General features: G+C 45.7%; 7 protein-coding genes. 3 read left to right on the forward strand and 4 right to left on the reverse strand.

The features are described from left to right. Positions 1 to 933: 933 nt before the first annotated feature. The 4 genes from E5S67_RS08885 to E5S67_RS08900 form a co-directional block, all read right to left on the reverse strand. Positions 934 to 1,320 carry a response regulator gene (locus E5S67_RS08885; RefSeq protein WP_172186687.1) on the reverse strand — a complete coding sequence of 129 codons (387 nt, stop codon included), beginning with the start codon at positions 1,318 to 1,320 and terminating at the stop codon, positions 934 to 936. 309 nt (positions 1,321 to 1,629) lie between these two features. Continuing rightward, on the reverse strand, positions 1,630 to 5,070 hold the full coding sequence (locus E5S67_RS08890) for a PAS domain S-box protein (protein WP_172186688.1): 3,441 nt from the start codon (positions 5,068 to 5,070) through the stop codon (positions 1,630 to 1,632). A 274-nt stretch (positions 5,071 to 5,344) separates the two neighbouring features. Then, complete coding sequence (locus E5S67_RS08895; protein WP_172186689.1) at positions 5,345 to 7,267, reverse strand: response regulator; 1,923 nt, start codon at positions 7,265 to 7,267, stop codon at positions 5,345 to 5,347. Positions 7,268 to 7,470: 203 nt separating this feature from the next. Then, entirely contained in the window at positions 7,471 to 8,757 is a 1,287-nt protein-coding gene (locus tag E5S67_RS08900; protein WP_172186690.1) for a CBS domain-containing protein, read from the reverse strand. Positions 8,758 to 9,393: 636 nt separating this feature from the next. Between E5S67_RS08900 and E5S67_RS08905 the strand changes: the two genes are divergently transcribed. From E5S67_RS08905 to E5S67_RS08915, 3 genes are all read left to right on the forward strand, one after another. After that, positions 9,394 to 11,943, forward strand: coding sequence for a hybrid sensor histidine kinase/response regulator (locus tag E5S67_RS08905; RefSeq protein ID WP_172186691.1), 2,550 nt, complete (start codon positions 9,394 to 9,396; stop codon positions 11,941 to 11,943). Between the two features lie 66 nt (positions 11,944 to 12,009). Beyond that, positions 12,010 to 12,375: a four helix bundle protein gene (locus E5S67_RS08910; RefSeq protein ID WP_172186718.1), complete on the forward strand. Its 366-nt coding sequence runs from the start codon at positions 12,010 to 12,012 to the stop codon at positions 12,373 to 12,375. 59 nt (positions 12,376 to 12,434) lie between these two features. Beyond that, positions 12,435 to 13,112 carry an N-acetylmannosamine-6-phosphate 2-epimerase gene (locus tag E5S67_RS08915; protein ID WP_172186719.1) on the forward strand — a complete coding sequence of 226 codons (678 nt, stop codon included), beginning with the start codon at positions 12,435 to 12,437 and terminating at the stop codon, positions 13,110 to 13,112. Positions 13,113 to 13,157: the final 45 nt, after the last annotated feature.

Consider the following 13,157-nt stretch of genomic DNA (forward strand, 5'->3'; position numbering starts at 1 on the left):
TTACTGAGACTTGGCTTTGCCTGTTAGTGGCAATTGCGAGTTGGGCTCTCGACCAAACGACCGACTTATTTTTGGGGTGTTATTCGAGAGCGCAAATCACATCTTCAGTTATTAAATTTTTTTACCATTGAGTCTCCTGCCCCCACTTAGAGGACTGGTGCAGAAACCGGGTTTTTTTCGGTTAAAAAACCCGGTTTTTGTAGTATGCAGGGCCTAACTCCTGACTTATTCAGGCTGGTTGTACTGTAGCACCAGTTAATCGAAAGTACCGTCACTGACCCGAACTCTCCTGCAACAGGTTCGTTCTTAGGCAGCGGAATGGTGCTGAGATTGCGATCGACCTTCATATCTAGAGCTTGGAGTAAACTTTATCTAAAAAATATGAGGAAATTATGAAGACAATCATCTTTTTTGATAAATATACTTTTGCCGAAGCAGGGATTACAAGACTTAGGTAAAAACCGGGTTTTTTACCAAAAAAATTCGCTACATCTGTGATTTCGCGTTAAAAAAATCGGTTTCTGCCTGCTAATAGAAGAGTTACGCAGGCAGAAACCGGGTTTTTTACCAAAAAAATTCGCTACATCTGTGATTTCGCGTTAAAAAAACCCGTTCTTGAGGCAAGTCTGCCTAACTTCTGGAGGAGTTATTCTGCCTGTAAATACGCTGATAGCCCATCGGCTTTGCTGGTAACAAAAAAAACCGACTCCGTGAGCTCGTCTCTGCAACTTCTAGGGAATCAGAGTTGAAAGCAATACCAATTTCTAAAAATAAGGCTACAAATAGATTGTCTGCGAGCATCTGTAGGGACAAGGAAATGCCTTGTCTTTAGAGAGAGATATGCGACTTTTAATAATTCATATACAATTGAAAATTGTAGCAAGATATTTTGGAATTGGTATAACAAATGACGCGATCGCATTTTCTCCGAGTTTAAGACAACGGTTCCCAACCGAGAATTTCCGCAACTTGCTGTGCCAAACTCAAAGGATCGAAAGGCTTGGGAATCACCCCCGCTACCCCCAAATCAGCAAATTCGTTCAAATCCATCGCCTGCACCTTAGCAGTCAGGAAAATCACCGGGATCTCCCGAGTAGCCGCATTGTTTTGCAGCAAACCAAACAGAGCAACTCCGTCCATATCCGGCATCATCACATCTAGCAGAATAGCGTCAGGGAGTTGAGTTTCAGCTAAAAGCCTTCCTTCGCTGCTGCTGAGCGCGCTCACTACCGTCCAGCCGCCTAAATGTTCCAGACACGCCTGAATCACGCTGCAGAGGTTTTTTTCATCATCGATTACCAAAATGCGCTTTGCTGACATAATTAAAACTCTAATTTTCAATTGATCGTGGTAAACCGAAAGAGGACTTCCGCAGGGTGCCTCATCAACCCGGTTTGTTAGTAGATATAGCAGAAAGAAGAAGCAAGACGGAAGAAGCAATCAGCAATAAAATTAACTGTTTCAGAAATTAAGAACGTCCTAATAATCTTGGCGGTTGCTATATTTTGCCGCTCACCTACTTAAACCGAGAACATAAAAATCGATATATAGGCCTCGCAAACTCATTCTCCCCGCGTGCGTTGCGAGGAACGTTAGCTTTCCCCATCTCCGATGAAAGCAATCTCAAAACTAAAAACTTTTTCCCCCTTCGCCTTCTAACTGTGCAGGCACTGTGAAATAGAAACTGCTTCCTTCTGAGACAACGCTTTCGGCCCAAATTCTGCCGCCGTGCTGCTGCACGATGCTGCGACAGATAGCCAAACCCAAACCGGTACCTCCTTTTTGGCGGGAGTCAGAAGCATCGACCTGTTGAAACCGTCCAAAGATAGTTTCTAGTTTATCAGCAGGAATCCCCCGCCCTCGATCTTTGACTTCAAATAAAACCCGATCGCCCAAATCTTCAACCCTTAAACTTACTGTACTCTCCGGGGCAGAGAATTTAATCGCATTGCTCAACAAATTTACCAGCAGTTGAACGATCCTGTCCGGGTCAGCCCAAATTTTTGCCGTTTCGGGCAAAATCGACAAATTAACGTGATTCTCAGCAGCCACAGAAAGCACAGCTTCCGCAGACTTCCGCATCAAAACAGCGGCATCGCACCACTGCTTGACGAGGATAACCTGGCTCGCATCGAGCCGCTCTAAGTCTAGAATATCGTTGACCAAACGCACTAACCGTTCGGTATCGCTAGACGCAATTTCTAACATCTGTTTGGCGGTTTCCGGTTGATCTTTCAGTACGCCCGCTGCCAGCAAACCTAAAGAACCGCGAATTGAAGCAAGCGGCGTTCGCAGTTCGTGGCTGACAATGGAAATAAACTCATTTTTCATTTTTTCAATTGCCCGACTTTCTGTGATATCTGTGACTGTGCCGACGTGACCGATTAGTTGAGTTCTGTCGGAAAAAATCGGAGCAGTTTTAAGCCGGCAAAACCGGATTGTTCCGTCTCGCTGGATGTGGCGGAATTCGCAGGAAAATTCCCCATCAAGCGATTGTGATTCCGACCACTTAGACAGAATTAGTTTGATGTCTTCGGGGTGAATAAACCGCATCCAGCGGTTTCCTAAAGCTGCTGCCGGTGCGAAGCCGCCAATTGCTTGACAGCGGGGATTTGTATAGGTACATTTCCCCTCAGGATCGATTTTAAAAATCCCGACGGGCGAACTTTCGCTCAAAGAGCGAAACAAAGCTTCGCTTTCTCGGAGTTCTGCTTGAGAGCTTTCTAGTTCTCGGGTTCGCTGCAAAACTCGCATTTCTAACTGTTCGTTGAGCTGTTGGAGGGCGGCTTCAGCTTGTTTGCGCTCAGTAATATCGCGGTGTACCGATACCCAATGGGTAAACCCACCTGTTTCGTCAGCGATCGGCACAATGCTCATTTCTATCCAAAATTCCGTCCCGTCTTTGCGATAATTGATCAAGTCAACCCGCATCGGCTGCCAGGTTTCCAAAGCTGTCCGAACTCGATCGAGACTGGCGCGGTCTGTTTTTTCTCCTTGCAAAAAGCGCGGGGTTTTGCCCAAAACTTCTTCTAACGTATAGCCAGTCATCCGCGTGAAAGCTGGGTTGACATAAAGAATTCGCGGGCCCGGTTCGTCAATCGGTTCAGCTTCCGTAATTAACACGGCGTCGTTAGTAGTGGTGACTGCTGATTCCAACAGGCGCAACTGTAATTCTCTAGCTTTGCGATCGGTAATTTCTGTAACTGTCCCCACCATCCGCACTGCATCGCCTGCTTCGTTGTAAAAAAACTTACCTTTCCCTTCAATCCAGTGAATGCTGCCGTCCGGCCAAACCACGCGGTATTCGTTACAGAAATCTCCTCGCTGGGCGATCGCCTGATCTATAGCATTCTGAATACTGTTTAAATCTTCTGGGTGAACGCAAGCTGCAAAACTTTGATAAGTTCCGCCAAAAGTTCCCGGGGTCAACCCATACAACTCTTCGTGTTCCCTCGACCAAATAATGCTATTTTTCTGCACGTCCCAGTCCCAAAATCCGATTTTGGTAGCCGACAAAGCTAAGCTGAGCTGCTGATTGGTTTTCCGCAACTCCATGCTAGTAATAGCAACTCGAAGTTCTCGGACTATTTCAATTTCGCACTGCTGCCAAGGCAAAGATTTTAACCTCACAGTTTCTTGCCACAACTCAAAGGAATTGCGAGGAGACATCTGCCTGCTGCCATCCGGCTTTAATTCAATTGACCACTCTGGTTCACCTGCCCAGTTGACAGTTTGAATTACTTCGGGACGGAACCACAAAATGTAATAATTTTGCATCTCGGACATGGCAAGTATCAGCAAACCGCTAGCCACTTCTTTAAACTTCTCGGAGGGCGGATACAGCTTTGAGAGAGAATCTGTATGAAAAATATCATTATTTTTTTTACTTTTTATCCAAGCAATTAAGTTTTCGATTGCTACCAATTCCGGGGTTTGGCCGATGGTTGTTAAATTTTCATTGGCACACACAACTGCACCGGTAGCGTCCACTAAGGTCAGCAATTCATCTCGGAATGTCAGCAAACCTTCTACAAAGCTGTTTTTTTGAGAAATTTCTTTAATAAATTTATGGCAATTTTGTTTTAAATAAATACCATATTCCCAGTTTTCGCTATCTTGTTTGTAGCTGAGTTCGAGATTCACAAACTTTGCTAGCATTTCGCAAGCCGTTCTTGTTTCGTAGTTGACATACTTTCGTGTTGGGTGGTGACAGGCGATCAATCCCCAGACTTTTTTATCTTTGATTAATGTCAGGGTCATGCTAGCGGCAACGTTCATATTTTTGAGATATTGAACGTGGCAAGGGGAAACTGCTCTCAACAAAGAGCCTCCCAGATCCACAGGGCGACCAGTCAGCGGATTGCAGTGAGGAATTAGTTCTACAGGCTGACAGTTAATATCGGGAATAAACCGAATTAAATTCATGTTGAACTGTTTTCTTGCCTGGGGGGGAATATCGGTAGCTGGATAGTGCAGTCCCAATAAAGGAGCCAAACTTTCTACTTTGTCTTCGGCGACAACTTCCCCCGCACCGGTGGCATCAAATTGATAGACTAGCGCTCGATCGAAACCGATCATCCTCCGCACTTGTTCAACTGCTGTCTGACACAGCACTTGCAGATTTGGTGTTTTGTGGATTTTGTCGATCGGCTCTTGGACTAAATGATAACCATTCAAAGAATCGCTAGCTTGTGGGGAAACAATCGGCTCTAGCTCAAAAATTAATGCTGAACTAGATTGATGGAGCGTCCCCTCAAAAACAGACTGGCGGTTTTTACTTTTGAATGATAATCTGATATTGTTAGATTGATGACTGTTTTCAGATAAAGCTTTTTCTATAGCCTCAATTTCCTCAGTCTCGACAAATTCATGTAAAAATTTGCCCAAAAGTTCTTCCGGGTAAATGCCGAGCACCTCAAAAATATTGTTGCTAACTTGCAAAATTTTCAACACAGGAGATTCCAGCACCAAAAGGATGCCATGAGGTTGAATCGAAGCCGGCGAGTAAATTAGTTCGTAGTCGCTATCATTGAGAGTGCCTGTGTCTGAGGGCAATATCCTTGCTTTCATATGATTAATACTTCTCTAAATTAGTCTATAGTTCTGGAGCAGCGGGCCAACATCCATCAACGGCACCGCGTCCGAATCGCACAACCAGAGAATCCCAATTCTTGGCTAAGGCTTCCTGATTCGTTTCGGACACGCATTATTGGATATTTCCTCCTAGTTATACCAGTTTAAAAAAAGAATACAACTGGAGGCAGGTGATCGAAACCAGAAGTTTCATCAGTCATTCCCAATCCTTCAGTTATTTAATTCTTTAATCTTTTAATCTAAAATGGTATTAGTGTTGTGCCTGAGCCAGTTTGTGCCTTAGTTGAGTCCGCTCCAAACGATTCAGGAGGCGGGCAATCAATTCCGGTTTCACGATCGGCTTGTTCACGTAGTCGTCAGCACCTGCGACAAACATTTGGCGCACTGTTTCCGACTCGGAATGAGCCGTCAAAAATAGCACGGGGAGCCTGCTCCAGCGCAAATCGTTGCGCACTGCCAAACACAGCTCGATACCGCTGTAACCGGGCATCTCAACATCTAAAATTAGCAAATCCGGACAAGTGGTTTCGAGTACCTCCCAGAACTTTTCGGGATCGTCCAATGTTGTTACTTGAAATCCCCAAGGTTGTAGAATCACTTGCAGTGCAGCCAATAGATGCACGTCATCGTCTACCACCATAACTTTAGCTTCAGCAGGACCGGTCTGGTCGAGAACTTGGGCGACTGCTTTGAGTATATCTGCTGGGGGGATAGATTTGTGTAAAAAGCCGGAAGCTCCCAAACGAGCAACTTCTATTCGATCGCTCAATTGATTGTGCTCGCTAAAAACTATCACGGGAATTTCGGGTTTTTCACTGCGGAGTTCGGCTAGGAAAGAAAGTCCGTTTTCCTCAGTTCTGGAAAATGTCAAATCCAGCAAAACCGCGTCGGGAGGCTGTTGAGAAATCGCACTTCTTGCCGCTTGCGGAGAGTTGGCGACTTCCATCTGGAAGCCGAAAGCGGATGCTACTATTTTCAGTTGATCGCTCCCAAAAGTATCATCATCAACAATCAGCATTCGGCGCTTTTGGGAAACCGCAGGAACCAAATCGCCTTCTGCTTCGGGCGACGGGCGATCGAATATCTGTTTGAGCTTATCCAGAAATCCCTCAATCTGCTGAGCCGTCTCCGGTTTTAAGATGTTTTCAGTTTTGAACAAATGTTCTATTTTGCGCGCAACTTCCGAACCTTTGGGCAGCCCTAAAGTTCCCAAAGAACCGACTAATTTGTGAGCTTGAGCCTGGGCTTCCTGGCGCAGTTCGCCCTCCAAGGTTCCGCTTTTCAGTTGAGCGATCGCGCGATCGAATATCGCCACCTTGTCTATAAAATTGGCTTTTAAATTTTCCCGCATTTTGGCAACCACATTCTGGACTTTGAGGTGGCGGTCGTCATTGTTTAATTCCTGGCTCGACCCGCTGGATTCAGCAGATAAAGTCTCTTGACTTTTAGCAGTTTCTGCCGTTTCCCGCGCAACTTTTTGGCTCTCAATATCCTCTTGCAGACTTTTGAGCCGATAGCCCAGTCCGTACACGGTTTCCACTAAATCTACAGTCATCCCGGCTGCTTTCAGCTTCTGCCGCAGCCCCTTGATGTGAGCGGTAACGGCTTCTTCCTGAGGAAATTCGCCGGCCGACCAAATGCGATCGAGGATGGCGCTGCGGCTGAAAATGCGGCGGGGATTTCTCAGGAAAAGTTCCAGCAAATTGTACTCTTTCGGAGTCAAGTGCAGCACTTTTTCGGCATAAATTACTTCTGTAGTGTCCGGGTTGACTTGCAGTTTTTCCCAGGTCAAATTTGTACTCGACAAAGTTGCCTTACCCCGGCGCAGCAAAGCGCGAATTCGAGCGATTAATTCTTCGAGATTAAAGGGTTTGACCACATAATCGTCTGCACCCGCCTCTAAACCTTGGACTCGATCGTTGCTGCTATCTAGTGCTGTTAGCAGTAAAATCGGCATTTGGCAGCCGGACGAGCGCAATTTCCGACACAAACTAATGCCGTCGAGTTTAGGAATCAGCACATCCAAAACAATCAGGTCGTAATCGTATGCCTGCACCAACTGCAAGGCTGTTTCACCGTCTGCTGCCGCATTCACATTGTAATTGTGAGAGTTCAGCGCTTGGGTAAGCAAACTGACTGTAATTGTGTCATCTTCTACCAGCAGAATTTTCATAAACGTAACCTGTTATTTGATCTGTTTTAGTGACTGAATTCTTAGCGAATTATGGGGATAGTTAAATAACCTTTTTCCGAGTTTATTTGAAATTTTCCCACCCTCAGTCTAACAAATAGTATTCTTGAATATAGTAAAAGGGTAAATTTTTCTTGGGACTTTTTTTACCTCTCCCAATGTTTCATCTGATTTTCCGGGGGACTTTATGGCTTTTTTGACTTCAGCGCCTGCTGAATTTTTTGAATCAGATATTGCGATGAATCTTGATGCTTAACTAAGTTTTCCAACTCCGAAACCGCGACTTCAGCGTTTTTTATCTCTTTAACTAAAGAATCAGCGGTAACACTTTGTCTGACTCCCAAAGGTTGTTTGATAGCGGTCTGTGAATTGAAATCTTTTTCCGCTATTAATTCCTCCAACTCTAACAGCGCCATTTCTGCGCGATCGATCTTGATGGTCACAGATTTAGCCACATTAGCACCCGCTCTTGCTGCCTGCGTGAGTTCATGAACGCGAAGTTTAAACCGGCTGGCAATTTGCTCCATTTGAGTCCCTAATTCAAAAGTTTTACTCGCCAGTCTGCCAATTTCCAGACTCACTTGGCTCAGACCGCTGGGCTGATTTCCCATTTGATTGGTAACTACAGCCACCTGCACTGCTAAATGCCTGACTTGTTCGATCGCCTCCCGGATGGTTCGGGAAGTGCGGTTAACCGTTTCTAAATCATTAGCTATTGCTTTGCCAACGCCCAAAATTTTCTCTGTATTGTTGCAAATAGAATTAGCACCTTGAAAAGTAGCTTGAAATGCTTGGCGACCTTCCGAGGAAATCAGTTTCGCAATTCTCACAAATCGCTGATTCATTTGAGCAATTTCTTCAGCTTGTTTTACCAGTGCCACTTCCTGGGAACTGGGAGTATTATTCGATTTTTCTGTTTGACGCTGTTGGGATTTTAAAAGCTCATTACATTCGTGGAATCTCGCCTGTTCTTGTTGAATAACCGCCAGATATTTGTGCCTTTCTACTCGGTATTTTTGAATAACTTTGTTAGCTTGCGCTAAAAGTTTCGACTGGGCAATTACCAGAGTCTGAACGTCCAAAATGCGGTAAGTCCGGTTTGCCATTACTACAACAATGGGTTCATAAATCAAGTCTTTGTGCCTGTTGAAAGACGCTTGCACCGCATCCTCTACTTTCCAGTTTTCCGAAAGCAGCAAAGGCGGAATTCTAATAAAATCTAACAAGCAGCGAATCGGTTGCTGCCCGTAAACTGCTAAGCGATCGGGAAGACTCATTTGCTCTCGAAACTTGACGCGAGAAATCATGCCCAATACCTGTGATTCGTGGGTAATAATGACTCCCGGCAAGTCTGGTTCTTGCTCGAATCTTTCAGCCACTACCTGTCCTGGAGTTGCAGCACTCACTTGAAAGTCGTGACAAGGCAGATGTCCGATAGTGAAATCGGGGGTGAGTTGAGTTGGATTGCTCATTTACCCGGATCGTGTTAAGTAGAAGTTAACAAATTATATATTGATATTATACTGGAATAAGATTTTTTAAAGTAGTCAAGAACCCACCACTCACCGGCATACCGATTTAGTGGGGGCTTGAAAGAGTCCTAGTTTACCAGTCTAAATCTTAACTGACAGGAGTTGTGGGCAAGTGTTGAAGTTCACACGCCCGGAATCTGTAGCTAGTTAAGATATCTGTAACGAAAGCATTAAACAGCCATTTGGGAGGCAGTGTGTTTGGCAAAGTACCGACCTACAACAAAGGCCCGTGCTAACTTGACCCCAGCAATGGGAGTGAAATTCCTTAGTTTCCATAAAAAACCCGGTTCACAAACACGACCAGAACCGATCGATTCTTCAGCCGTATCCGTGCCCCCCATTTCCTCCCACCGCTTTCGCGCTCTTACAGCTATAGTGGGGTAACTCGCGGCGAAGAAAGATGACAACTATAGGGAGAAATAAGGTTTCTGGCTCCTGGCTCTGACGAGAGCCCGCCTTCTGACTACTTTCATCTCAAGTCTCTTGGAGCGGCCGCGCCTGCTGCGCCCCTGGTTCCGTCCCCACAAAAGGGGCGTTCATATTTTGTTCTTTAAAACAACCGGGAAAATATCTAGATTGAAACCAAAAACCTTAAATCGGACTTTGCCGCTAGCAACCTTTGAGGCTGCTTACCAGTTGTTACAGCAAATGGCTGAACTTCCCGGGGCGATTTGGCTGGCCGACGATGCGATCGCTGATTATCAAAATCTGGAAAACTCGTCGGAAAGGTTTGCAGCAGTGGTATCAGATCATTTTAGCGGGCTGCTGCGGGGCAAGCTATTAGATGAGTTCGCAACAAACCGACGCCAACACAGCGAAAAAAATCTTACTTCGGAATTGAATGTGCAGTTGACTTTCGATCCCGGGGCGATCGCCAATTTCCTGTCTCCCCTCGCAAACAAACTCGCAGAAATAACGCCCGCACCCTCGCGGCAAATTGATATTCGCGCCCTCAAACAAGCAATTAAAAATATACAGCCAAACTCGGCATTTTTTCAAAGCGAATTCACCCTCAATTTGCTGGATATTCTCGGTTCAGATGCTAAAAAAAACTGTCACCAGCCCCTACACCACCAAACAGAAATAGAGCAAAATTCCGCGCCCAAAGTGATAGCTCCAGAAACGCTAAAGCTACAGATTGCCGAAGCCGTCAATCAATTACAAGTTGCCAATCCCTGCATTTCATTTTGTCAGCCAGTCGAAGATGCTTTGCAGCAGCAGCTCGAACAAGAGCGACTTTTGAACCAAGTGACAACTCAAATCCGCCAGAGTTTGGAATTGCCTGTAATTTTGTCAAAAGCAGTCGAGCGAGTGCGAGAGTTTTTGGAGGTCGATCGCCTGTTAATTTATCAATTTGAAAAAGTGCCAGCGCCGCAGAATGGTGAGTTAGCTAAAGGAATACCTGCAGCGGTTTCTGGGTCAGGCAAAATCAAAGAAAATTTAGGGTCTTACTTGTATTTAGGTCGCGTCACCTACGAAGCTTTAGCCAACGATACTATCTCGTCTGTACTCAATTTTAGTGAAAGCGCGCAGTGTTTTACGAATGGAGTCATTGACAGAGAAAAATATCGCAAAGGTTTGACTTTGTGCGTCGCGGATGTGGAAAAAACTTACTCTTCGCAGCCTTGTTTTTTAGAGTTGATGCGGCGGGCGAAGGTGCGCGCGAAGTTGCTAGTGCCGATCGTAGTTCAAGACGAATTGTGGGGGCTGCTAATTGCCCACCAGTGTACTTTTCGGGAGTGGGAAGAAAGCAAAAAAACATTTTTGCGGCAAATAGCAGAACATTTGGCGATCGCCATTTATCAAGCCGAACTTTATGCACAAGTCCAACAGCAAAAGCGCACCTCAGAACAGCGCGTAATAGAGCGCACGCGAGAACTGCGCGATGCACTGGTCGCCGCCCAGTCTGCCAGCCTCGCCAAGAGCGAATTTTTGGCAGCTATGAGTCACGAATTGCGGACTCCGCTCACCTGCGTCATCGGCATTTCAGACACCCTGCTGCGGTGGTCTTACGGCAAAGTTGGCAGCAAAGAAGTGCCGGTGCAAAAGCAGCGACAGTACCTGCAAACTATCCGGGACAGTGGCGACCACTTATTAGAATTAATTAACGATATTTTAGATTTATCGCAAGTAGAAGCCGGAAAAGCAGTATTAAAAATTAGTGAATTTTCTCTTTCTAAATTAGCTTCTCAGAGCCTGCACGCTCTCAAAGAAAAAGCTCTGGCTAAAGGCGTGGAACTGGTGCAAGAACAGCGGATAAAACAAGAGTGCGATCGTTTCACCGCTGACCCGCGCCGCTTGAGACAAATTCTCTTCAATCTTTTAGGAAATGCGATTAAATTTACTCCTGAAGGCGGGCGAGTCATCCTGCGAGTTTGGGTGACAGAAGATAAAAATCGAACGCCGGCAGTGCGGCAGCCCGGTACTGCACCTGCAGGCAGCACCGCTGTTTTTCAAATCAAAGATACCGGCATTGGAATTCCCGAACATCAGCGATCGCTTTTGTTTCAAAAATTCCAGCAGTTGGATTCCCCCTACCGCCGCGAATACGGTGGCACCGGTCTGGGATTGGCTTTAACTAAACAGTTGGTAGAGCTTCACGGCGGCGCGATCGAAGTCAACTCTACAGTTGATGTCGGCTCTACTTTTACCGTTTTTATACCCATCCAAACTCAAAGCAAAGATGAATCCACCAAATTCAAATATGAAAAATCGAATTCATCTTTACCGCTGCATTCTTCCTCCTTGCGGGGCAGCCTCGTGCTCGTCGAAGAAGATGAAGAAACTGCCATGCTGATTTGCGATATCCTGACAGTCGCAGGACTGCAAGTGGTGTGGATGATTGAAGGTTCGGCGGCAGTCGAACAAATTGAACTTTTGCAGCCGAATGCAGTGATTGTGGATATGCGTTTGCCTGGTATGAATGGCTGCGAAATAATTCACCAACTGCGCCAAAAACCCGCTACTGAAAATATCAAAATTCTGGCTTTAAGCGCTAATGAGATTCCCGCAGATGAGATATCTTTCGTGACGGGGGGAGCTAACGATTGTTTGGCTAAACCGATTCACCCTGAGCAATTGCTTGACAGAATTATTTCTTTAATGGCCGGGATTGGTAATGGATAATTGGAAATTGGGCGGAGCGAAGCGGAGGGATGGCGCATTTAATATAATTGAGTTTTTGAGGTAATTATAGGAAGACCTAATTTTGATGAATTAGAGGTTTATAAGTTGGCGGAAAGTTTGGCGAATGAGATTGGAGAGATTGTAAAAAAATGGGATTATTTCACAAAAAATACGATGGGTCAACAGATCGTTCGGTCTGCTGATAGTTTCTGTGCTAATATTGCTGAAGGAAGAGGTCGTTATAATGACCAAGATAATCGGCGTTTTGTAAAAATTGCGATCGGCTCTTTGTACCAAATAGTAAACTGGTTAAGATTAGCCTATGCTAGACAACTTATCACAAGCGAAGAAGTAAGCAAATTTAAACCAATTGTCGATAAATTACTACCAAAACTTAACGCTTATTTGATCTCAATAGGACAGAGGGAATAAATTACAAAAAAAGCCCGATGCCCGATGCCCGATGCCCAATTCCCCATTCCCAATTCGCCATGATTAATTGTCAAATTCCTACAGGATTAATTGTTTCTTGTCAAGCACCTGCTGATTCGCCGCTGCACGATCCGATCGTAATTGCGGCAATGGCTCGAACCGCCATCAATCGAGGTGCCTCGGGCGTGCGGATTGACACTCCGGCTCACATTGCGGCGGTGCGAAAACAGGTATCTGCTCCCATAATTGGGATTTGGAAGCAGCAATTGCCGGGATGCGAGATTTACATTACTCCTCGCTTTGAAGACGCGCGGGCGATCGCCGCTTGTGGAGCCGATATTATCGCCGTTGACGCTACTCTGAGAAACCGTCCTGCTGGCGGCGAAGACTTAAAGACATTAATCGCACAAATTCACAGCGAATTGGGTAAATTAGTGATGGCGGATGTAGATACAATAGAAGCTGCGATCGCGGCTGCCCAAGCTGGCGCAGATACTGTAGCAACTACTCTTTTTGGCTACACTCCCCAGACGGAAAATTTCTCGCCGCCGGGATTTGATTTGCTCGCGGAAATGGTAGAAAAGCTTAAGGTTCCGGTTATCTGCGAAGGCGGGATCGCTGGACCGGAAATGGCTAAAAAAGCATTAGATTTAGGAGCGGCGGCTGTGGTTGTCGGCGCAGATATCACTGGGATTGATATTAAGGTGACAGCCTATAAATCGGTGATTGAGAAGTAAGAAGGAAGTTCGGCAACGGATGTAACGGATAGAAGCAAGTTCGGC

The sequence above is a fragment of the Microcoleus asticus IPMA8 genome (assembly GCF_013179805.1).
GTDB lineage: Bacteria > Cyanobacteriota > Cyanobacteriia > Cyanobacteriales > Microcoleaceae > Microcoleus > Microcoleus asticus.

Coding starts and splice junctions, on each gene's coding strand:
- E5S67_RS08890 (WP_172186688.1), bottom strand. CDS start 5,070: ATGAAAGCAAGGATATTGCCCTCAGACACAGGCACTCTCAATGATAGC.
- E5S67_RS08895 (WP_172186689.1), bottom strand. CDS start 7,267: ATGAAAATTCTGCTGGTAGAAGATGACACAATTACAGTCAGTTTGCTT.
- E5S67_RS08900 (WP_172186690.1), bottom strand. CDS start 8,757: ATGAGCAATCCAACTCAACTCACCCCCGATTTCACTATCGGACATCTG.
- E5S67_RS08885 (WP_172186687.1), bottom strand. CDS start 1,320: ATGTCAGCAAAGCGCATTTTGGTAATCGATGATGAAAAAAACCTCTGC.
- E5S67_RS08915 (WP_172186719.1), top strand. CDS start 12,435: ATGATTAATTGTCAAATTCCTACAGGATTAATTGTTTCTTGTCAAGCA.